The 23,661-nt window shown below is 42.3% G+C and carries 17 protein-coding genes; 7 read left to right on the top strand and 10 right to left on the bottom strand.

Translation table 11 applies throughout. The annotated features are described in order from the left end of the window. Nucleotides 1-334: 334 nt before the first annotated feature. Together A587_RS0102095 and A587_RS0102090 are read left to right on the top strand one after the other, a co-directional pair. The gene (locus tag A587_RS0102095; protein ID WP_017216238.1) at nucleotides 335-3,202 is read left to right on the top strand and encodes a TonB-dependent receptor plug domain-containing protein; all 2,868 of its coding nucleotides are present in this window, start codon (nucleotides 335-337) and stop codon (nucleotides 3,200-3,202) included. A 500-nt stretch (nucleotides 3,203-3,702) separates the two neighbouring features. Further along, nucleotides 3,703-6,585 (top strand): TonB-dependent receptor plug domain-containing protein, encoded by a 2,883-nt coding sequence (locus A587_RS0102090; protein ID WP_017216237.1) that lies wholly within the window; start codon nucleotides 3,703-3,705, stop codon nucleotides 6,583-6,585. Between the two features lie 173 nt (nucleotides 6,586-6,758). On the opposite strand, the gene A587_RS0102085 is transcribed toward A587_RS0102090, so the two are convergent. Then, nucleotides 6,759-9,095 carry a helicase-related protein gene (locus A587_RS0102085; protein ID WP_017216236.1) on the bottom strand — a complete coding sequence of 779 codons (2,337 nt, stop codon included), beginning with the start codon at nucleotides 9,093-9,095 and terminating at the stop codon, nucleotides 6,759-6,761. 105 nt (nucleotides 9,096-9,200) lie between these two features. On the opposite strand from A587_RS0102085, the gene A587_RS0102080 reads away from it, so the two are divergent. Continuing rightward, nucleotides 9,201-10,028: a M90 family metallopeptidase gene (locus A587_RS0102080; RefSeq protein ID WP_017216235.1), complete on the top strand. Its 828-nt coding sequence runs from the start codon at nucleotides 9,201-9,203 to the stop codon at nucleotides 10,026-10,028. Nucleotides 10,029-10,042: 14 nt separating this feature from the next. On the opposite strand, the gene A587_RS0102075 is transcribed toward A587_RS0102080, so the two are convergent. The 7 genes from A587_RS0102075 to A587_RS0102045 form a co-directional block, all read right to left on the bottom strand. After that, entirely contained in the window at nucleotides 10,043-10,378 is a 336-nt protein-coding gene (locus tag A587_RS0102075) for a hypothetical protein (RefSeq protein WP_017216234.1), read from the bottom strand. Between the two features lie 433 nt (nucleotides 10,379-10,811). Continuing rightward, nucleotides 10,812-12,635, bottom strand: coding sequence for a DEAD/DEAH box helicase (locus A587_RS0102070; protein ID WP_010606583.1), 1,824 nt, complete (start codon nucleotides 12,633-12,635; stop codon nucleotides 10,812-10,814). Nucleotides 12,636-12,764: 129 nt separating this feature from the next. Then, the gene (locus A587_RS0102065) at nucleotides 12,765-13,028 is read right to left on the bottom strand and encodes a GrxA family glutaredoxin (RefSeq protein ID WP_010378880.1); all 264 of its coding nucleotides are present in this window, start codon (nucleotides 13,026-13,028) and stop codon (nucleotides 12,765-12,767) included. Nucleotides 13,029-13,122: 94 nt separating this feature from the next. Then, a complete protein-coding gene (locus A587_RS0102060; RefSeq protein WP_010378882.1) occupies nucleotides 13,123-13,401 on the bottom strand; it encodes a peptidylprolyl isomerase in 279 nt (92 codons plus the stop codon). A gap of 60 nt (nucleotides 13,402-13,461) precedes the next feature. Beyond that, entirely contained in the window at nucleotides 13,462-15,525 is a 2,064-nt protein-coding gene (locus A587_RS0102055; RefSeq protein ID WP_017216233.1) for a TonB-dependent receptor plug domain-containing protein, read from the bottom strand. A 109-nt stretch (nucleotides 15,526-15,634) separates the two neighbouring features. Continuing rightward, nucleotides 15,635-16,117, bottom strand: coding sequence for a TlpA family protein disulfide reductase (locus tag A587_RS0102050; protein ID WP_017216232.1), 483 nt, complete (start codon nucleotides 16,115-16,117; stop codon nucleotides 15,635-15,637). 83 nt (nucleotides 16,118-16,200) lie between these two features. Next, entirely contained in the window at nucleotides 16,201-17,922 is a 1,722-nt protein-coding gene (locus tag A587_RS0102045) for a GNAT family N-acyltransferase (RefSeq protein WP_017216231.1), read from the bottom strand. A 116-nt stretch (nucleotides 17,923-18,038) separates the two neighbouring features. On the opposite strand from A587_RS0102045, the gene A587_RS0102040 reads away from it, so the two are divergent. Both A587_RS0102040 and A587_RS25340 read left to right on the top strand, forming a co-directional pair. Further along, nucleotides 18,039-18,965 (top strand): 2-hydroxyacid dehydrogenase, encoded by a 927-nt coding sequence (locus A587_RS0102040; protein WP_017216230.1) that lies wholly within the window; start codon nucleotides 18,039-18,041, stop codon nucleotides 18,963-18,965. Between the two features lie 136 nt (nucleotides 18,966-19,101). Then, on the top strand, nucleotides 19,102-19,236 hold the full coding sequence (locus A587_RS25340) for a hypothetical protein (protein WP_010378895.1): 135 nt from the start codon (nucleotides 19,102-19,104) through the stop codon (nucleotides 19,234-19,236). Nucleotides 19,237-19,263: 27 nt separating this feature from the next. Here the strand turns inward: A587_RS25340 and smrA are convergent, their stop codons facing one another. Together smrA and A587_RS0102025 are read right to left on the bottom strand one after the other, a co-directional pair. Continuing rightward, on the bottom strand, nucleotides 19,264-19,845 hold the full coding sequence (gene smrA / locus A587_RS0102030) for a DNA endonuclease SmrA (protein WP_017216229.1): 582 nt from the start codon (nucleotides 19,843-19,845) through the stop codon (nucleotides 19,264-19,266). Between the two features lie 108 nt (nucleotides 19,846-19,953). Then, nucleotides 19,954-20,193, bottom strand: a complete 240-nt coding sequence (locus A587_RS0102025) for a hypothetical protein (protein ID WP_010378899.1) — start codon at nucleotides 20,191-20,193, stop codon at nucleotides 19,954-19,956. A 360-nt stretch (nucleotides 20,194-20,553) separates the two neighbouring features. Between A587_RS0102025 and A587_RS0102020 the strand changes: the two genes are divergently transcribed. Together A587_RS0102020 and A587_RS0102015 are read left to right on the top strand one after the other, a co-directional pair. Then, entirely contained in the window at nucleotides 20,554-22,164 is a 1,611-nt protein-coding gene (locus A587_RS0102020) for a diacylglycerol kinase family protein (protein ID WP_017216228.1), read from the top strand. Nucleotides 22,165-22,244: 80 nt separating this feature from the next. Next, entirely contained in the window at nucleotides 22,245-23,648 is a 1,404-nt protein-coding gene (locus A587_RS0102015) for a sigma-54-dependent transcriptional regulator (RefSeq protein ID WP_026000855.1), read from the top strand. The last annotated feature ends 13 nt before the right edge of the window (nucleotides 23,649-23,661 follow it).

Here is a 23,661-nt window from a genome sequence, read left to right as displayed (position 1 = left end):
AATTAGTCAGTTAAATACACTAAAATAAAGTTCCTTTTTTGTTAACTAAAACTCCCCTCTTTGTTCATTTATTGTTCTATTGTTTCGTTTTTGAGGATTTTTCGGTTTTAATTTAAATTGAAATTGTTTTTTATTCTTTTAATTCAAATTGTTGTGGTGTTATTTTGTTGTGCCTTAAATTGGTAATTGCAAAAAACAGCACAATTAACCTTGATCATTGGTCTGGTGTTTGTTTAATATCTTGCCCCTAATGTTGCCATTTTAGAAATTAACAAGGCAGCAAAATAATAATTAATACAAGCTGTTTACAATAAAACAATCCAGGGTGATTCACATGCTAAACAATAAGTTAACTAAGGCGGTTCGCTTAGCGATCGCGTTTGGTGGCGCTAGCGCTGCTGTATTTGCAACCAATGCAGTTGCTGAAGAAGAAGGCGCGAAAAGCGTTGAGCGCATTGAAGTTACAGGTTCTCGCTTAAAGCGCACTGACCTTGAATCTACTGCTCCAATCACAGTTATCGGCGGCGAAGCGCTAGGCGATATGGGTATCAGCAACGTTGGTGAATTTGTTCAATCAAACCCAGTTATGTCTGGATCGCCAGCAACAACAACGCGTAACAACGGCGGTAGTGGTGGTGTATTCGTAGAACTACGTGGTCTAGGTTCAGAGCGTACGCTAGTACTTATCAACGGTCGTAAGCCTGTAAGTTCAGACTTCCAGAATATTCCTGCTGCAATGATCGACCGTATCGAAATTCTAAAAGATGGTGCTTCGGTTGCATATGGTTCGTCAGCAATGGCTGGTGTTGTAAACATCATCACCAAAAAAGAACTTACTGGTGTTGAAGTTAAAGCAACAACGTCTTGGTATGACATGTTTAGCGGTGGTAAAGAGCAAAGCTTCCAACTAGTTGGTGGTAAAGAGTTCGATGCAGGCCATATCACAGTAGGTTTCGATTATACCAAGCAGGATCCAATCTATCAGGGTGATGTGAAAGACGTTAACTTCTTCCAATATCCTTGGCAGGTGCTTTCAGAAGAAGGTGCTAAGAGTTTTTACGAGAACGGTTTAATCCCAGACGGTGACAATGCGAACGTATTCATTTTAGGTTCGGGTTCTACTCCTTGTGGTAATTTCTACGTTGAAGGTAAAGGTAACTTTACTAATGATAAATGCCCAAGTGGTGGCGACGGTAAGCCTTCTCTAAGTGACATGCGCCCATTTGTCGGCGGTGGTGAAGTAAACGATACTTACAACTACAACCCAGTAAACTTAATGCAAACACCTTTTGAAGTGATTAACTTCTTTGTTGATACTTCATTTGAGTTAAACGATGACCTTGTCGTATATACAGAAACACGCATCAATAAGCGTACTTCAAAACAGGAACTTGCGGCTGTACCTTTCGACACAGCCTATGATCCAGGTTATGTAGTTACACTTTCAAATGGTTCTACGGCTAACGGTGTATCAGCTGATAACTACTACAATCCATTCGGTGAAGATGTTTATCGCTCTCGTCGTCGTATGCTTGAAGGTGGTCGTTACTTTGAACAAGATTATGTTCGTTTCCAACAAGTTGCAGGTCTAAAGGGCGCAATTAACGATAACTGGCAGTTCGATGCTTACTACAACTATGGTGCAAATAGCCTTCAAGATACTGACTTTGGTCAGCTTTACGGCCCACACCTAGCAAAAGCTTTAGGCCCATCATTCAAAGATGACGCTGGCAATGTGGTATGTGGTACGCCTGACGCACCTATTTCTGACTGTGTATCGCTAAATGTATTTGGTGGCCCAGGTACTGTGACTCAAGAGATGCTTGATTACATTACAGCACCACTAGGCGATCACTATAATGATTCATTCCACCAAGTTCGTGTAGACGTATTTGGTGAGCTATTTGAAGTTCCAGCAGGTTATATTTCAAGTGCATTTGGCCTTGAGTATTACACCACTGAGTTTGAACAAGTAAATGATTCTGGTAAGTTCTTTGATTCAGTGACTGGTAACACCAGCAAGCCACTAACAGGTCTATCTAAGAACTACACAGCTGCGTCGGCAGAGTTCTTAATCCCATTAGTACGTGATTTAGGTGTTGAATCTGCAGATTTGACGCTAGGTGCACGCTATGATGACTTTAGCACAACGGGTTCAAACTTCTCTTGGATGGCTAAAATTGAGTCAAATATTTTTGATGGCTTAAAGTTCCGTGCAAACTATTCAGAAGTATATCGTGAACCAACACTAAGCGATTTGTATTCGCCAGAGCTTGATTCATTTGAAAGCGCTTCAGATCCGTGTTCTGCGGCAAACATTGGTGGTTTATCTGCAGCAGGTCAGGCTAAATGCCTTGAAATGGGTGCTCCAGCTGGCGGCCACAACAGTGCTGATGCGCAAGTTCGTACACGTTTAGGCGGCAACACAGGTGTTCAATCTGAAGAAGGTGAAACATTCACTATCGGTTTTGTTTGGGCTCCTGACTTTGTTGAAAACTTAGGTATTACTATTGATTATTGGGATATCAACATTGACGGTAAAATTGGTTCTCTAGCAACTGATGATATTCTGCAGGGTTGTTATGCCGGCCTTATCGAAGATATGTGTGCAAAAATCTCACGTGGCTTTGATGGCTCGGTTGATCGTGTAGACAGTCGTACAACAAACTTACAAAGCATGACTGCTCGTGGTATCGATCTTGATGTGAACTATTCATTTGACACAGACTTTGGTGCATTTGTAGCTAGCGTATCATGGACTCACTTCTTAGAGCGTGGCGAAGAAAACTTTGATGGTGAAACAGGTACATTTATCGTTGAAGATCTAGTTGGCAGATTTGAAGATGATACGTCTTACTTTGAAGACAAAATCTTATTCAATCTACGTTATGACCTAGACAATCTACGTGTAGTGTGGGCTGCGAACTATCAGTCTGGTCTTGAGTACGGTGACCTAACTTACATTAAGCGTGATAATTATGATTCATTAGCAGGTTTAGTTGCTAAAGTTGATTCATATGTGTACCACGATTTAACAGCACAATACTCATTTGATACAAACACAACGGTGCAAGCTGGTATTCGCAACCTAACAGACGAACTACCTCCTTATATCGAAACAGCGTTCAACGCGAACACTGACGAAAGTAACTTCAAGCTATTCGGACGTCAGTTCTTCTTAGGTGTAACTCAGAAGTTCTAACCGAAATTTAGCAATTTTGACCCAAATCGGCCTCTGTTGAGGTCGATTTTTTTTAAATTCCCCATTCTAGTTTGCCTCCTTCAGTACTAAACCCATCTAATTTGTAACAAGTGCTTCGGTAGTTGTTTTTTTATTGCAGATATGAATTCTCAATGTTTATTGGATGTTGTTCCTTGGTGTGTGTAAATGTAGTGTTTGTACCTTTATTGTTGCGTAAAGAGAGGTTTTTTGCGATGAATTACAAAAGTGATAAAAAAAATGAACTTATTTTTACTTTTATAACATCATGAAAAGCAAAAGAAAAAAACTATTTTCATGTTAAAATAAAGCGTTTTTTGGTTTGTTTTATGAAATGATTGTTGACCCTATGTTGGTACTAAAAGTAGTATAGCTCTCGACACGATAACTCAAGCGATTTTAGGTACTAGATTTAAATTCTTTTAATCTGTTGTTTTTATTGAGTTTTTGTTCATTAAAATAAAAATCAGGGATCATCAATCATGTTGAATAATAAAATAAGTAAAGCTGTTCGTTTAGCTATTGCCTTCGGTGCAGCATCGTCTGCTGTGTTAGCGAGTACTGCTGTTTCAGCTGAAGAAAACACTGAAGAAGTGGAACGTATTCAAATTACAGGTTCAAAAATTAAGCGTATCGCTGCTACTGCGCCGACGCCTGTCGTTGTTATTGGTCGTGTTGAGCTTGAAAATGCAGGTGTCAGCAATGTCAATGATTTCCTATCTGAAATGCCAGCTGCAGAAGTTGGTCTAAGTCCTGAAAACTCTAATAACTATATCTATGCCAACGGTCTAAATACAACCGACCTGCGTGGTTTAGGTTCTAGCCGTACTCTTGTTCTAGTGAACGGTCGTCGCTTTATCGGTGGTTCTGCAGGTGATAACACTGTAGATTTGAACAACATTGCGACTTCAATGATCGAGCGTATTGAAATTTCAACTGGTGGTGCGTCTGCGGTTTACGGTGCTGATGCCGTAGCTGGTGTAGTGAATATTATCACGCGTAAATCATTCGATGGTATTGAAATTGATGCTGCAACGACTCGTCCATTTGAAGGTGGAGGCGAACAAACGTTTGGCTCTCTTGTTTTTGGTAAAGAGTTTGATGGCGGCGGGTTCATCTTTAACTATGACTTTGCTGATCAGAAGCAAATGGCTAAAAAAGATAAATCATGGTGGTATGATAATCCTGTCTCTTTTGTACCTAACCCGGATAACAGAAGCGGTGAAGACGGCGTTCCTGCCGAAATTAAATATGAAGGCAGAAAGCATTACGGTCTTTATGATGAGTCGAGTGAGTTTACTTTAGGCGGCAAACGCTGGACATTCGATGAAAATAAAAATCTACGAGAGTTTGATATTGGTAGCGGTTATTTACCAAGCGACCCGACAGCTGGCACTTATCGCTATTATCCAGGTGAATATAAAGATGGTATTGAAGAAGGTCTTGATGAGTTCTTCCGCACGCCTTTAACGCGCCATACATTTAACCTTGCTGGTAACTACGAGATAAACGAAAATCACAAGTTGACCTTCGATACTATCTACTCTATCAGCGAAGCTTTCGGCCAGGGCTCACCTGTATTTTGGCGTACAGGCGATATTGTTATTCGCAAAGATAACGCTTTCATCAAAGACGATCTACGTCAGCTGATGGAAGAAAATAATGCAGAATCAATTTCTTTACGCCGTTTAGGTGATGACTTTGGTTCAAGAAAATACAATCAAGATCGTACTACTTTCCGGACGTCAATTGGACTTGATGGCTACATTGGTGATAATTGGTCGTACTCTACATACTTCCAGCACAGCCGCTTACAACAAGATACGTCTTGGCAAGGCGAAGTGTTAATCGATAACTTCCAAAATGCGCTTGACGCAGTTGTACGCAATGGTGAAATTGTTTGTGCGCAACGTGATGATGACGGTAATGTTGTTGGGTCGATTTTTGGTTGTTCACCAATCAATGTATTAGGTGCGCCAGGTCACTCACAAGAGACTATTGATTACATCTCTACAGTAGCGACTGCGGAACATGGTGCTACCCAAACAAGCTTTGGAGCTACAATTACAGGTGATGTTTATGAACTGCCAGCAGGTCCAATTGGTACTGCGTTCAGTTTCGAGTGGCGTAGAGATTCTGCATACGAAACGCCGGGAACTGGTATCCGTAAAGGTCTAGTGTTTGGTAACTCTGGTTTAGCATATTCTGGCGCAGTAAATGTGAAAGAATACGCAACAGAAGTTATTATTCCACTAATTGCCGATCATGAATGGGCACAAGAATTAAACCTTGAGCTTGCGTATCGTTACATGGATTATTCATCTACAGGTGGGGATTCTGCGTATAAAGTAGGTCTGACTTATCAGCTTAATGATGACATTCGTTTCCGTGCAACTAAAGCTGAGTCGGTACGTGCACCAAACGTTAATGAGCTGTATTCAGCTGCTGGAACCCAGTACTGGTCATATGGGCGCTTTGATCAATGTGCTGCGGACGAAATTGCGAATACAGATGACAAGTATCGTGATAATGTAGTCAAAAACTGTGCGGCGGCAGGGATTCCAGCTGGATGGATGCCGTCTCAGCAGTGGTTAGATAGCGGTAGTATTGAAGGTAAGCTTGGTGGTAATAACCAATTAGACAACGAAGTTTCAAGCGATGTTGTGTTTGGTTTTGTGTATACACCAACTTCTATTGAAGGCTTTGATATCACTGTAGATTACTGGAGCTTTGAGATTGAAAATGCGATCGAGAACTATAACTATGGCGAGTTACAAAGAAACTGCTACCGTGCTGATAGTCTAGACAACCCATTCTGTGGCTTTATTACTCGTGGTGCAAACAACGAAGTTACTAGTTTCTTCCAAACTTCTCTGAACGCAGCTGAAGAGAAGAAGAGCGGTGTTGATATCGAGTCTGTATACGACTTCGAAACTAGTATTGGTGAGTTCGGTGTCAAACTGACAGCGACTTATGTTGAAAACTACGAAATTAACCAAACAGGTAACCCTATTGACCTGTTAGTTAAAACGGGTGAGCAAGATCACATGAGATGGCGTGGTCGCTTGAATACTAGCTATGAGTACGGAGATTTCAGAGCTGTATTAGTTGCAAACTACCGTCATAGTACTGTAGACGAGCGCAATGGTTGGAACATCGAGCAACATAACTATAACGATATTCCTTCTTATACAACGTTCGACTTATCAATGAACTATCGAGTACTTGAAAACGTAGATCTGCGTTTCGGTATTCAAAATATGTTCGATAGAACACCACCTAGACATCCTCTAGCGTTTGAAGACACTAGCTGGTACGATCCAATCGGTCGTCGCGCTACTGTTGGTGTGAACATCAAGCTATAATTTTTATAGTGATAAAAAGCCGCTCATTGAGCGGCTTTTTTGTTTTTGAAATTGAAAACTTTCCAGTCCAAAAATAGATAATTTAATTAATCGAGTTGGTTTAATGCGCTATTGGATAAAGATCTACCTGTGCTTAACTATATAAGTTATTCGTTATCCAAAAGTCATGTATGCTAACTTACATCGACGACCTTACTGGCTTTACGATAGCGTATTTTGAAGCCACTCCAGGCTGGCAGTTCCCACCTTTTTGGTGCGTCTTTCCTTGTACCGTTGATGTAAGTAAGTTCGATTCTTTTTCCTTTAAAATTATAACTTACAGCCATTGTCAGCGCTGGAATCGACCATGTTAGCGGAAACTTTTCAACAAATGGTGTTAATTCCCACGCTTCAACTTCATTGAATAACAAGTCTTGTTCGCTGATTAGCTCTATATCGCCATAGCTTTCAATACCAAGTGCTGTTAGCTTGTCACTTAAAAATGAGTTGAGTGTGGGCACAAGTTCACTGCGTTCGTGGAATTGGTAGAACAATGCAGTCTGCTCAATACTAGCCTCTATCTGCTTGGCCAAACCTGGAAACAGCGTATTATTTTGAATAAGAAATACTAAGGCATAAACAACATCCTTGGGGTTATCAAGGCGCTTAATTTGTTGGCCTAAATCCTCGTCACTATAATGCGTAATAAACTCACCCCAAAGCTCACCATTATCAATATAAGCTGAGTGCAATGTTTGACTGCCAAGGCCCATTTCAAGTAATTGTTTTTTCGTTAGTACTGCATTACACATCGCGAGCGTCTTGGCTTGTTTGGTACCTTTACCTGCGAGTGAAAAAGTATCTAATACCAGTAATGCTTCTGCCCGTCCCGAGGCGCGAGTATGGTTTGAAGGCATGACTTCAGCGAAGCCATTATTAAAACCATTACGACGGTTTTGCTTATTGATATAAACCCAATGTGGCATTAGCTTAGCTAACTCAATGACAAGTTTGTCATGGTCAAAACTGGCTGCTTTATCCAAAGGAGGTAGTGCAAATGCTTCACGTAATTGCATGCTAAATTGCTGTGCTTCTGTGAGTGCCTCAGGCGTAATATCAATTAATTCTTCAGCTTGTCCTCTCACCACCGCGATAGCGATTTCTATATCTGAGCCTCGAGTAAATCGGCTATTTAATCTTGTTAAGCGCTCTACATCATTAGGTAGCTGGTAAACTCGGGCTGGTACAGATAGAAGCGAAATAAGGTCAATAGCCGCTTGGCGTAAGGTATTTGAGGTCAATTTATGGATCACATAACCAAACTCAAAATCGACGGGTAGTGGGTAAAGCAGCTTGCCAAGCGGAGTTGCTATATTTTGTTCATTAATGGCTTCTAATGTTAATAGCTGTTGTTTAGCTTTATTTAGTGAGCTTTCAGGAAGTGGGTCGATAAAATCAATAGACGAAACGCCCGTTGTTGCACAGCCCGCTGCAAGTACGAGCTCTGCCAATGATTCTCTTTGGATCTCAGGCGGGGTCCTGTCTATCAGTGGCGCATATTGGCCATATAACCGGATACATAGTCCCGGTTGCGTGCGTCCTGCACGTCCTAGACGTTGCTTTGCCGAATCTCTTGCAATCGCATCTAAGCCTAATACGGTTTTTCCAAGGCGTAAATGAGTACGACGCTCAAGCCCTGAGTCAATCACGCAAGTGACATTGGGAATAGTGAGCGAGGTTTCGGCAACATTGGTTGCGAGAATAATTCGACGTGTACTTTGTGCGGTTAATGCAATGCGCTGAGCTTCTGGACTGCAGCCACTATATAAACCAACGATAGTTGCTGGCAGCGCTTTTACTTTAGCTAAGCTTGCTTGGATCTCGGCCTTGCCAGGTAAAAAGACTAAAATATCGCCTAGGCAATGTTCCAATGCGTATTGGCAAGCTGCAAAAACGCGAGTATCGAGTTGCTCTTTCTGGGGCATAGTTCTTGGATCAGAGGCGTGAAAACACTCTTCAACGGGGTAAATGAACCCTTCTGACTCTAAGATAGGGGCGTCTAAATAAGAGGCTAATTTTTGACTGTTTAACGTCGCCGAGGTAACAATTAGTTTGTGTGATTGAGCCTGCTTTAAGAGCGCTAATAATAAGTCCATGTCCCAGCGTCTTTCATGAAACTCATCCAACATTACGACGCTGAATTCTGCAAGTTTGCTCTCAAAAAACCATCTTAGTGCTACACCAGGCGTTGCATAAACTACCTGAGTGTCTGGTGAAAACTTCCCCTCAAACCGAATAGCAAAGCCCACCTTTTCACCAAGCGGTGAGCCACTTTGAGCCGCAACATATTCAGCTAAAGAGGTACAAGCAATACGCCGAGGCTCTATGACTAAGACTCTGCCATGTTGTGAGGCCCAAAGCGGAAGTTGGGTTGATTTGCCTGAACCTGTTGTGGCACATACCACAATCGCATTTTGTTCGTTTAGTGTTTGAGTAAACTGAGGCTGTAAAGATTCAATGGGTAAAGACATAGCAGTTCATTTGCATTTTTTCGCCATAGTAACAAAGTTTGCTTGAAAAAGTGGGAGTCAGTACCAATTAATATTTGAAGACTTATTCAATAAAGACCAAAAGCCATGATAGAAATAGTGCTTATTGTCGGCCTTATTCTATTTGTTTCTCTGTATTGGAACTGGGAAAAAATTCAAAGACTGCAGTGGCAAAGGAAATACCGAGATCAAACACTTAGCGCGTCAGATAAGCAAGTATTGCTAAAATACATGCCTATCTATCGTAAGATGACAGATGCTGACCGCGCACAGCTGGAAAAACATATTGTCTGGTTTCTTGGCGAGAAGCGGGTATTGGGTAGAGATGGGTTAACGGTGTCACGGCCGATGACTTTAATTATTGCCGCAGATGCCTGTTTACTGGTTCTTAAGCAAGCTTGGCCACTCTATCCCAACGTCAAAGAAATATTACTCTATCCCAGTAGCTATTACGCACCGCAAACTTCTAGAGATGGTGCCGGTTTGGTTAGTTTTCACCAAGCGGTTCGTCAAGGAGAGTCTTGGCCTGGAGGTACTTTAGTGCTGAGTTGGCACGATGTACTTGAGGGAAATCGGTTGCCTGAGGATGGTCACAACTTAGTGTTTCATGAATTCGCCCATCAACTTGACCAACAAACTGGCGCAACAAATGGGACGCCTGCGTTACCTGTAGGAATGAGTTACCAAGACTGGGGTAGGGTGCTATCAAAGGCCTATCAGCATTTAAAAATGCAGCTGTCCTACAATATGCCTCATGCTATTCATTCATATGGAGCGACAAACGAAGCGGAGTTTTTTGCTGTGGTAACAGAAACCTTTATTGAAAAGCCCCATGAACTCAAACAGGAAAACCCAGAGCTATATAATTTGTTGAAAGATTACTATCAGTTTAATCCTGAAGAGTGGGTGCGCTAAACACCCATCCACAGTTAAGAACAAGTTAAAGTACTGAGATCGAGGCGTGGGCGATATTGCTCTACCAGCTTTTCATATTCAACAATAGTGTGGTTCATTTCTTCTGCAAGAGTATATTTGAACCACCAAGATTTGCTGTCTGTGAGGAAGCCACATTTATCAACATGCAAGCCAGAGATTGCCGCTTGTAGCAGTTGATCATTTTTGCTCGATTCACCGATTAACTTGGTAAAATAAGTTCTTTGTTCTGCTTTGGCTATTTCAATAGATTGTAAGTAATTAAAGCAAATAAACGTAGTAGTTAATATTAGCGCGATTAATAAAACCAATATATAAGATAGTTTGTACATATCATCTCCTTTTGAGCTTAGCTACTAAATGCTCGGGTGTAGCTCATTTCCACACTATATTTTCGAGTTTTTAGCTAAATCCAGTATATTGACTTTTATAATGTCACAGTTTGTTGTCTTGGCAAGACAAAATTGATATGCGCTTTTATCTATAAAACTTGCTGACTAGGCGAGGGAAACATTTCGATTGGGATTAAAACGATGCATTATCTCATTCCTTATCAACCTCAAGTTAATTAGGAAGTCAGTATCTTTGGTGCTGTATAAAGGAAAGAAAATACGACAATAATAAAGCAGTGGCTTCGGAAAAATTACTTTTTCTTATTGCCATTAAGAATTGATATACCTACAAAAACGCCCGGATATGGGATCCGAGCGTTTAATTTAAGGCTTGTCATTCAAATGAATTTTGACAATTGAAGAGGTGACCTACTTAAGAAAAGCTAATTTCTTTTCTTTCGCGTTTTTCTCTTCTTTGACCTTCAGGACGGCGTTTATCGCCACCGCCACTACGTGGGTCTTTAAAGCTACGCTTACGGTCTCTTTGCTCTTCGCCTCTGCCCTGACCTTGGTCAGCTGGGTGAGTGCTCTTAGTCATGTTCATAGGGCGTTGACAGATGTGAACGCTCTTGAAGTGGCTAAGTACATCACTTGGCATATTCTGCGGCAATTGAACCGTGCTGTGTTCATTGAACAGACGGATTTCACCGATGAACTTGCTTGAGATATCCGCTTCGTTTGCGATAGCACCAACGATGTTCTTAACTTGAACACCATGGTCACGACCGACTTCGATACGGTAAGTATCCATTGGACCTGATGCACGGTCACGGCTACGAGATTTGCGTTCACCACGCTCGCCACGTTCACCACGGCTACCATCTCTGTCGCGACGCTCGCCACGACGGTCGTCACGTTCTCTACGCTCACGCTGTTGAATTTGAATATCTTCAACTTTCAGCGGCGTTTGCTGCTGTGCAAGACACAATAGCGCTGCTGCTAAGTCTTCTTGGCTAAGCTCTAGCTTTTGTGCAAGGCCTGATGCCACTTTTGAGAAGAACTCAATGTCTTTGTGCTCAAGCGCTGTAGAGATCTTAGTCTCTAATGCACCAATACGCTTTTCTTCAACGACTTTCGCACTTGGTAATTCAACCTGTGCAATATCAGAGCGCGTATGGCGCATGATGTTTTTAAGTAAATAACGCTCGTTGTTCTTAACGAACAAGATTGCTTTACCTTGACGACCAGCACGGCCGGTACGACCGATACGGTGAACATAAGCTTCACAGTCTTGTGGGATATCGTAGTTAACAACCAGGCTTAGACGCTCTACGTCAAGACCACGTGCCGCAACGTCAGTTGCGATAACGATATCTAGTAAGCCGCTCTTTAGACGGTCTACTGTGCGCTCACGCGCCTGCTGGTTCATGTCGCCGTTGAGCGGTGCAGCTGAGAAGCCTTCACGCTCTAGTAGCTCTGCAAGCTGAACAGTGTCATTACGTGTACGTACGAACACGATAGCACCGTCGTAATCTTCCGCTTCTAAGAAACGTACGATAGCTTTGTTTTTGTGTGCAGTTGCACGCCAGTAAACTTGCTCGATCGTAGATACTGTAGAGTTACGCGGAGTGATCTTAACTTGTTCAGCGTTATCTAAATATTTATTACAGATTGATTGGATCTGCTTAGGCATAGTCGCAGAGAACAAACAAGTTTGCTTCTCTTCCGGTGTTTTCTCCATGATGCTTTCAACATCATCGATAAAGCCCATGCGTAGCATTTCATCTGCTTCATCAAGTACAAGTGCGTTTAGACCAGAAAGGTCAATCGTCTTACGGTTGATGTGGTCAATCAAACGACCTGGTGTCGCCACAATAATTTGGGCACCACGGCGTAGAGCACTTAGCTGAATGCCGTAGCTTTGACCACCATAAAGCGCCAGTACTTCAACGCCTTTAGTATATTTAGCATATTGCTGAAATGCTTCAGCAACTTGAATAGCTAGCTCACGCGTTGGCGTAAGCACAAGAATTTGCGGTTGTTTAACGGATGCGTCTACTTGGTTTAACAATGGCAGTGCAAATGCTGCCGTTTTACCTGTACCCGTCTGCGCTAGTCCCAGTACGTCTTTTCTTTCTAGCAATAACGGTATACATTGAGCTTGGATCTCAGAAGGTGTTTTATATCCCAGCTCTTCGACTGCTTTTAAGATTGCAGGAGAAAGGTCTAAAGATTCAAACGTAACTGGTTCTGACATTAATGCGCCTCAACTATTTTAAAGAGGCGCGCATTGTACAGGAAAGATAAAATAAAAGCTTGCATAAAATCACACTATTTTATATGTGCCTGATATTGGTTAAAATTTAATCTATGTGATTTTGCTAATTTACTGGTAAAGGCCTAAATTTGCTTTTGCATAGGCCTCAAATTCAGTAAAGCCACCAATGTGATCTTGGTCGATAAAAATCTGTGGCACGGTAGGGCAAGGTTTACCCGCTGACTTTTCAAGGTCGGCTTTGCTTACGCCTTCCTTGATAATGTCAACATAGCGAAAATTGAAGTCATCGCGCTCTTGCGTTAAACGCTCAGCCACTTCTTTTGCACGAACACAAAACGGGCAACCTTCACGACCAAAAATAACAGTAAACATATTCTTTTTCTCCTCTAAACGGTTAGCTTCAGTATAGAGGATTAATCATGAAGGTAAATTGAATTAAAATGATGAGATTAATCCAAAAAAGCGATTAACTCCGATAGACGGTTTTGATCAAGTGGAAGCCGAACTTGGTTTTCACTGGGCCATGCACTTCAAATAACGGCTTTTTGAATACCACATCGTCAAAGGCCTTCACCATATCCCCTTTATTGAACTCGCCAAGGTCGCCACCGCGCTTTTTTGAAGGACAAAGGGAATGTTGTTTAGCCAATTTGCCAAAGTCAGCACCTTTGGCTAGTTTGGCTTTGATGTCTAAACACTCTTTTTCGGTTTTTACTAAAATATGATAGGCGCACGCTTTAGGCATGAAGGGACTCTCATTATAAAAATAAATGCGATCATGCAGAGCTTGTGCGCCTAAGGCAAGTTAAAATGTTACGCTGAAGCCAATAGAAGGACGCATTTCAAAGTCATCGCTTTCCTCTTCTATATATAAATCATTGATTGATTTGACTCTATCGTAGTCAAGGTCAACATAGGCTGTATTGTCTTGGCCATATGCATTCATTAGTTCCAAAATTAGCTTGCCATCAAGCCCAAATAATTCTGTTTTGCGTTCAAAACGAATATCTAGGCGGTGATAAGTGTCAAAGCGCTCTGAGAATGGGTCGCCATACACTGGCAAGTAGCGGTTCGCAAATTCAGGGTTCTCTTTTACACCCACAATAGGGGTATAGGCTTGGCCGCTGCGAGCGGTAAAGTTAAAGCCTCCAGACCACTTTTCGCCAAAGTCATAGTGAAACACGGCATTCAGAATAAAAGGGGTATCGGCATAATAGTCACGCTTAATGCCGGTTAGCTCATCCTCACGCTCACTTTTTGCAAGGCTTACAGCAACCCAACCATACCAGTCATCGGTTTTGTTTTTGTTAACAATAAAATCAACACCGTAGGCTGTACCGGAAGTCCCATTGATATAGTTTACTTGAGATAAGGGGACACTTTTTGGCAGGTCATCCATGGTTTTATAATAGGTCTCGACGGAATATGACCACTCATTTTCCAACTCCTGTTTAAAACCTAAGGTATAGTGAGTTGAACGCTGAGCTTCAAGTTCAGGGTTACCAACAACAGGTAATATGTATTCAAGGTCTTGAATGCGGCTGTAAGTGCCAGCCTTGGCTGAGATCACTGTGTCATCGTTATAGAAGTAATTGAGCGCAAAGCGTGGATGAACAATCGTCTCATCACTGTAGTCATAATATTCACCCACTATTCCTAATTCACTTTGCCAGTTTGGTGAAAATTGCCAAACGTGATTAACCCCAATAAAGGCAGAATCTGTTCCAGCACTCGATGTGCCCTTAATCCTTTCTCCTTTATTTAGGTCACAGTCGGGGTCAAACTCGGTGCAAACATAGTTAAAAGCATCGTAGCGGTAGGTGGATTTTTTGTCGTAGTAGCCGGCATCTGCAATGACACGTTGCTCTTTATTTAGTTTATAACTGGCTCGTACTTTATAACTGAGTTGTTCTTCTTCAAAATTTTCAAAGTAGCCATCAGATAAAGTCGCGCGTTGACCATAGCGCATAGTGGCTTGGTGATTGAGATAACCGACGCCTGCGCGAATATGTAGGTCTTTGGCGTAGTGGTCCCACAATATGTTCTGACTATTAAATTTACGAATATAGCGAGCATCGCCCTGATATTCTGGGGTTTTAAGGGCAAGATCTGACGCGCCTGAAAACCCAGCCGCAACCGAATCCTCCGCGCCATTGATATTTACCGTTAAGGTATTATTTGCATTGATATCCCACAGCCACTTGGCTTGGTAATCGTGATCATCCGGTGGATCGTTAATGGTGATCCCTGTTGGCTTGCCATCATCGTCCTCAAGCTCCTCGCCATCACTGAAAAACAGCGGTAGGGTACTTTTTCTTGCTGACACATAGAATGCAGAATTTTCAGTTGCTTTACCTTCAACAAAAATACCTGCGTTAAACATGGTTAAATCAAGTGTGGTGGCAATATTTTGGTATTTTGGATTACGCAGCGTGACGTCAAACACGGCACCAGTGGCATTGCTGTAACTGGTACCAAATCCGGCAGAATTCAGCTGAAAATCTTGAATTGTATTGCGGTTGAAAATAGAGCTGCCGAAATCGTGAAAGATATATCCTGCGGGCATAAAGTCCACTTCAAAGATATTGTCGTCAGGAGAAGAACCTCGTACGGCAGGTGCGCCCATAGAACCACCCGCAGCAACAACGCCAGGTAGAGCAAAAGCAGCCCTGAGCGGGTCGCCCATGGCTCCTGGCATGTCTACAAGTTTTTGCGCATCTTCGGTAATTTCTGAAATAACTGAGCTGCGTTTATAAATAACTTCGATGTGTTCAATTTTCTCCTCATCGGCTAATGCATGATTGCCAAGGGTAGTGCAGAGCACGAGGAGTGAAATTTTACTGAGCGTAAAGTGTGGGGCGTGGCGCATGGTCGGCTTCCTATTCATCCTTTGTTAAGATGTGCGTTAGCCTAAACGAAATAATTGTTGATTAATTTCAGAGAGTCGTAATTAACTGTAAGCGGTTTATTTAGGTTTCTTACAATCTCGCTCGGATCCCTATCTCGGATGAGTAACCAACAGAGCGCTCGGTTATTTTGAAGTCTTCATCAAGTACATAATAGGTAGGGTAAGCCTGCACTTTGTACGCTTGTGCCGTGCTCTGATTGCCGAGTAATACGGGCATGTCTAATTGTAGATCGCTGACAAACTTTGTTACTTCTTCGGTGGAACGATAATCCAACGCAATCGCCACTGCTTTGACTTTACCTTGCTGATGTAGTTTATCAATATTCGGCATGCTCACTCGACATACGCCGCACCAAGGCGCAAAAAAATACACGATACTTTGTTGACCTTTGAGCTGAATAGACGAATAAGTTTGCTTGGATTGTAAAATGGGTAGGTGAAATGGCGGCGCCGTTTGCTCTCCCGAGTCGGCAAGCATGTTCCTTTCTTGATAGGCTGAGACGGCGAAGAACACCAGCACAATGATGACAGCTTGGCCAAGTAGCTTGAGCATACAAATGATCCCGTGATAACAGTAAGCAACAATAAAGACCGCAGTGTATCGATCTTTATTGCAGCGGATCAATGTATTTGAGCTTAACCGTACGGGTTGTCGCCTAGGTAGCGTTTCGCTTTTTGCTCTTTTAATTTCGCTAAGTCAACGAGTACCAGACCATCGATGCAGTTATTAAAATCAGGATCTATACTAAAGCTCAGAAAATTCACGCCTTGCTCTTCGCAAAGCTCCGTATATTGCTTAAATAATGTAGGGACTTGAGCACCCATATTAGCAAGAATATGTTTGAGCTCTGCGAAATCTTCTTTGATGTCATCGCCACTAAACATGTGTTGATAACGGTTAAGCTGATCATTACTTAGCTTCATTTCATTGTTCGGCGTGGCGATACCTGCAAGGTTTGAAAAGTAATGTTGGTAGTGATAAACCAACATGGCTTTTGCTTCATCCGGTAACGCGTTTGAAAGGCTGACTGCACCAAACATATAACGGTGCTCTGGGTAGCGCTTTACGAATGCACCGATACCATACCATAGGTAATCAAGGCTCTTGCGACCCCAGTACTTGGGCTGCACAAAGCTGCGACCAAGTTCGAGGCCTTTTTCAAAGTATGGGGTCATGGCTTCACTGTACGAAAACAAGCTATCGGTATAAAGCCCAGCTTGCCCGTGTTCTTCTATCACTTGCTTGGCACTTGCAAGGCGATAGGCACCCACCAGCTCAAGTTGTTTGGTGTCCCATAACAACAAATGGTGGTAGTGCATATCGTACTTATCGATATCACGACGGTTACCACTTCCTTCTCCCACTGCCCTAAAGGCAATTTCTCTAAGGCGTCCAAGCTCTCTAAATATCACCGAGCTACCGGTATATTGGTAAACGTATATTTGCATGCCATCGGGTGTTTCACCGATACATTCGCACGCTTCCACTGCCTTTTTAAGTTCTTTGCGATTTTCTGGAACTGCAATAGGGGTTTGTGTTTTGAGTGGCAGTGGCTTTTTACTGGCAAGGCGATAAAGTTGTTTGCGAATAAGCGCGACTATCTCTTTGTCTTTAAGGTTATCAATAAGATAAGACTCTGGAGGAATGCTGGCGCCTATTTCAAATTCTAGCGACTTTTGCCTTTGTTTAAACATCTCTTTGACCAATAATAAACTGGCTAAAGGCTTATAAATCATACTGGTGCCGTAAAAGAGCGGACTGTTTTTCGCTTTGATAAAAATGGGTAGAATGGGGCAATTGGCTTTTTTAGCCATTCTTAAAAAGCCAGAGTTCCATTTGCAGTCTTTAATACCGGTTGGGCTTAAGCGAGAAACTTCACCAGCTGGGAAGATAAGTAGCGCTCCCTCAGACTTTAAATGCTTGTGAATGTTTGCCAGCTCTTGTTTTTTACTGGTTCCTGAGAGGTTATCAACAGGCAGTAATAGGGGATGCATTGGTGTAACCGACATCAACATCCGGTTAGCAACAACCTTTAAGTCAGGCCGTACTTGCGCCAGCACTTTGATTAGTGCCAGTGCATCTAAAGAGCCAATAGGGTGGTTTGCGACAATCACCACTGGACCTTCGCTTGGGATATGCTCTATTTGCTTTGGTTTAAAGCGAGCGTCAAAATCTAACTCATCGAGCACTTGTTCAACAAACTCGAGTCCTTGCAAATGAGGGTAGGTGTCAGCAAACGCGACAAACTCTTGCTCATGCAAGAGATAACCAAGCCCTTTTTTTACTAAACCTTTTACCTTTGGGGAGTTTTCAAGTTGTGGAAGATTTGCTTCAATGACTTTATCTACACTGATCATTTTTCATCACCTGTTGGCGCTTTTTTGCAAGAGTAAAAACTATTAATGACAAGCATGTTGCATTGGTATGTCATTTATTTTGCAGTGATAGCGTGTCGAGAGAATAAAGGAACAATATGGCTTTACTTATTTGTGTTACTGGTCGTAATAATGACAAGCTAGTTGCTAAGCTAGCAGCTCTGTTGCCGCAGCAAAGCTTGCTTGAATGGCCCGTTGATGATGTTAGCTTATTAAAGGAGGTCGAGTTTGTGCTGGCATGGAATGCGCCAGAGACGCTATGGTCAAAGCTTCCTAATTTAAAAGTAGTGCATTCTTACGGTGCCGGTGTTGATAGCATTCCGATGCAGCTGTTACCACCAGATGTAGAAGTTGCGCGTATCGTTGACCCAAATTTAGCGGATGATATGGTTGAATATGTATTAGGCCAACTATTAAGTCATAAGCTTAGAGTTAGAGAGTACGGCCACAATCAATCTCAGCAAATATGGAAGCCAAGGCGCGCAAGAGCAGGTCGCACTGTTGGTATTATGGGGATGGGGCAACTTGGCCTTGCGGTCGCGCATAAGCTACATGTAAATGGATTTAACATCAAAGGGTGGTCCGGCTCTGCAAAACAACTGGACAATATTGAGCACTTCAGTGGGCAAGATGAGCTAGCAGCTTTTCTTTCAGACATTGATTATCTTGTGTGCCTTCTACCATTGACTGAACATACCAAAGGGATATTGAACGCCCAGCTGTTTGCACTCGCGCCAGATCATTGCGTTCTCATTAATGTCGCAAGAGGTGGCCATCTGAACGAGGCGGATTTACTCAATGCGTTAGCGGCTGAGACGTTTGGCGGGGCTATTTTAGACGTATTTGATACAGAGCCACTCCCTGCATCACATGCCTTTTGGCAGCAGCCAAACATTAGTATTACTCCACATGTTGCCGCATTAACCAGTTTGAATACGGCAGCTCAGCAAATTGCTAACAACTATTTAGCGATGCAGGAGGGCAAAGCACTTGTTCATTTAGTTCAGAAAAAGCAGGGTTACTAATTGATTAAATAGTTGTAATTAGCCACAGAGTAGGGTGTAAAGAGAATAGTGTAAACTACTGTATAAAAAAACATCTTGAGTGTTTATGAATGATGCATTAATTTAACAAAAAAACAATAATAAAAAGGTCTAACCCATGAAGCAAAGTCAAGGTGGCGCGAAATTATCACTTGTTGTGGTTTCGGTTATTTTGTTAGGTGTATCAGCTTGGTTTAATCAAGCGAGTGCAAGTGAACTTCAGGGGACGACACCCACCGCAAATAGCAAATAAGCCGAGTTTTACTCGGCTTTTTGTTTCTTAGCGTTTAGCGTGACGCTCTCTATTTTCTTGTTTTTTCTCATCACTCTTTCTTAGTAGTACGTAAGTAGAGCCGCTACCACCATGGCATTTTAATGCAGAGTGAAATGCCAACACTTGTGGCATTTCTTGCAGCCATTTATTTGTATAGCTTTTCAGTACAGCGGGAAAGGGTTTACTGTTTAAACCGATACCATGCCTTAATAACAACACTCGGATGCTTTTTGCATGGCAATCTGTAACAAAGTCAAACAAGGCTTTGCGGGCATCATGAAATGGTTTGCCATGTAAGTCTAAGGTAGCATCAACTTGGTATTTACCTAATCTGAGATTTTTGTATACACCATCTTGGACGCCGCTTTTTTTATAGGCGAGTAGATCGTGTGGATCTAATAGATCAACGTATTCTGTGGATAAGTAATTAGGATCAAACTCAAGTTCTTGTTCGGCAGCCTCGCGTTTTGCGAGTTGCGAAATAGTTGGTTCGTTTTTGTGACGGCGTAATTCTGCTTTTTTGTCTTGAGCGAGAGGAGTGACGTCGCCCATTGAAGCTAAAAATAGTTCTTCATCAGTCATGGCCATACTGCTTCTCCATTAACAAGCAATGATGGCCATGATTTTAGCGCACCGAAGTGAAATAGGGAACTAGTCGCTGGGAACTAGTCGCTAGGAACTAGTTACTGCAAAGAACTAGTGAACTTCCAGCTGACCAAAGGTATAGACTTTGAATAGATAAAAAGTATTTATCAAAATCAAGCTAAGGTTAGAAATTACACTGGTGTTCATCAGATCAAGGCTAAACGAGATAAAAAGTACGCCACATGCGCACACAGCAGCTACTCTTAGTAGCGTTTTATGGTTAATAAAAAAGGCACCAAAACCTAAAGTAAGTAATATTAAGTTAAGTAGCCAGTCGAGCTCGTTTGCCATTGTCTGTTTGGTTCTCCAAATGCGTTTAAAGGATCGCCATTATGGTGATCATTTATGCTTCATTCAACTGATAAATTTTATGATTTTCACATTAGAAATTTTAATGGATTAATGGTGGCTGAATACTTATGTAGCAGCGCTTGCATAAGTCGTTACAAATACCCAGACGCACTTTTTATTTCTTTGTGAATAGTCTCAGCTATAGTTAAGTATCTTCATGATTATCATAAACAAGTTGATGAATCAGCGCAGATTAATAAATGCATATCTATACTTAGTTACATATGTACAAACCTAAGATAGTTCCGCATAAGGCGATAATAAAAAGCCGTAGGCGACAAAAATAATTAAGGAAAGGCAATGAAAATGCTTAAGTACTACCTGTTTGCAAGTCTCTGTTTAGCCGCACTCACGATCCACAGTATTGGATCTTGGCTAATGTTGCCGCTTGCGTGGTTTACCGTCTCTATTTCTTTAGTTACTTTTGCTTATGCAACCAACTATCCGCACATATTTAGAAAGCACGGTACAGGCAAAATTCCTTGGTATATAACCTGGCTATTTTGGCCTTACTTAGGCTGTGTACATTTATACAATGCAATTGAAAGAGGTAGAGATGTTGTTGATGCATTTCAGCCGCTTACAGATAATTTATTTGTTGCTTGTCGGTTATTTCCAAGCGATGTGGATATGCTTAAGGCGGAAGGGATTGAAGCCATTTTAGACGTAACTGCTGAGTTCGATGGGTTAAACTGGTCAGCAGAACAGCAAGGCTTACACTACCTCAATATTCCAGTGTTAGATCATCAAGCGCCTACCTCTGAACAGTTAGCGCATGGCATGGCATGGATAGCAGCGCAGCACGAACTAAAACGGAAGGTTGTAGTGCATTGTGCGTTAGGTCGAGGACGCTCAGTGTTCTTTTGTACTGCTTATTTACTCGCGACCAACCCCGATTATACCGTCCGAGAAGCACTCGAAAAAATTCAAAACCGCCGTGAAACGGCAAGGTTAAACAAGCATCAGCTAAAAGGGCTGACAAAGCTACATCACAGTCAAAACTTTACTCATAGTGAGCAGGCGGCGTTAGTCATAAACCCTGTATCAGGATCGGGTAAATGGTTTACCTATGAAAATGACATTGTGGGTATGCTGGCGGAAAAATATAACTTATCGATTCACTTTACAGAGAAAGAGACAGATGTCGCGGCTTTGGCTAAACAAATCATGTCTGATAAACAGCCAAATATCATCATAGCAGGGGGCGGTGATGGCACATTAGCAAGCGTCGCCCATGGTGTTCATCAAAACGATGTACTGTTTGGTATATTGCCTTTAGGTACTGCTAATTCCTTAGCGACCGTGTTACTCGGTTCACTGTCCAAGATAGATCCTATCAACCGCGCTTGTGAAGCAATTTTAGCGGGTAAAACTAAGCCTATTGATATAATGAACTGTAATGGCCGCACCGCGCTTTTAGCGGCAGCCGTTGGCTTTGGTCAGGAAATGATAGAAAAGGCTGGGCGTGAAGAAAAGAATAACTCGGGGCAATTAGCCTATATTCGAGGCCTTTGGCAGGCGGTAAGTGAGAATAAGCCCCTTAATTTTAGAGTGAGCTTTGATGGCGCTGAGCAATCTCAGTTAGAATGTGTTAGTCTGGTTGTAGCGAATGCAGCACCAAAAACCACAATTCTTGCTCAAGGTCATGGAGAGCCAATCTATGACGATGGCAAACTAGATATTACGATTTTACCGGTTGAACCGGATGGTGCGCAGAATCTTACGGTAGCTGAACTTATTTTACCTAAATTGGACGGCAAACCTTCTAATATTCGCACCGAGCAGTGCGAAAAGATAAACATAGAATTTGAACAAGAACAACACTTTGCACTAGATGGTGAAGTGCTTAGTGCAAAAAGTATTGAAATAGTGATCCAGAAACACGCGCTGAACGTATTGGTTCCGAATTAGGTATTTTGCGGCCATTCATTAGTGTGCGAGATAAAAATCAAAAGTGGAAACACTATTGGAGCATTGAGAGAGGGACTCAATTGAAAACCGTTTTATTAGTAGATGATGATCATGATTTTGCAGAGCTGGCTTGCCGTATAGTTGAATACTTGGGCCATGACGCGTGCTTAGCGAATGACTTGGCGTCGGCCAGACAATGGCTAGAAACGCAAAGTTTTGATCATATCTTTCTTGATTTTATGCTGCCAGATGGCAGTGGTTTACATCTAGTTGATGAAATTAGAGCCGCAGGGATCCGTACACCAATAACTATGGTTACGGGACATCCATCAGTAAAGTCAGCGTTGTCGCAGCTTTGTCATGATGGATTGAATTATCTCACTAAGCCCGTTGACGCAGATGATTTTAGAAATGCGTTAAGCCCTTCCAAGAACAAACCCAAGCGAACCGAAAGTCAAGCGCATTTTGGTGTGTTGCTGGGCGAGTCTGCCAAAATGAAGCATCTATATAAGATGATAGAGCGCGTGGCAGGTACCGACGCTAACGTGATGTTGATGGGGGAAAGCGGTGTAGGTAAAGAAATGTTTGCCCGCGCAATTCACAATGCTAGCACAGTGACAGGGGATTTGGTTAACGTAAACTGTGGTGCAATCCCGAAAGACTTGATCGGTAGCGAACTATTTGGTCATGAAAAAGGCGCGTTTACGGGAGCAAATGCTCAAAAAGTTGGAGTATTTGAACAAGCAGAGAATGGCACTTTGTTTTTGGATGAATTAACCGAAATGCCAATCGAGCAACAGCCAAACTTGCTACGTGTACTTGAAACACACACGGTGACACGAGTCGGTGGCACAAAGCCGATAAAAGTAAATTGCCGGGTAATATCGGCGACTAACCGTAGTGTCGAGGATATCGCTACCAATGACGTACTGCGAGAAGACATTTATTTCCGTTTAGCGGTATTTCCAATCCACATTCCACCGCTCAGAGAGAGAAAAGAAGACATTCCATTACTTGCCGAGCATTTTCTCCAGGGTTTGAATAAAAAAGGTAATAGTCAGTATGTGATTAAGGCGGCAGATATGAGCCGCTTGGTTGACTATGACTGGCCCGGGAATGTGCGTGAACTCAAGCACACAATTCATCGTGCCTATATTATGGCAGATCACGATGACCATAGCTTAGTATTTGATGCGAACTTCGCTTCACCATTCGCGCAGGCGAAACGCATGGTGGAGCATGCGCAGTTAAATCGCGCTTCAATTCCACCACAGGTGGGCACTTCAAGCAGAGCAAATGCGATTCAAGTACCAACGCCTGAAATGAAGCCAGGTAAAACGATTGAAGAAGTAGAAAGAGAATTGATCTATCAAACGTTAGAATCAGTAGAAGGTAATAAGACGCTGGCCGCGCGAATGCTTGGGATCAGTACAAAAACGCTCTACAATCGTTTAAACGCCTATGAGGGAGAAACACAGTCATAATTTCGTGGAGGAA

Origin of the sequence: Pseudoalteromonas sp. NJ631 (assembly GCF_000276645.1) — a bacterium.
Classification (GTDB): domain Bacteria; phylum Pseudomonadota; class Gammaproteobacteria; order Enterobacterales; family Alteromonadaceae; genus Pseudoalteromonas; species Pseudoalteromonas piscicida.
The sequence above is the reverse complement of the archived record's forward strand: the minus strand, read 5'-3'. Positions and strand labels throughout refer to the sequence as shown.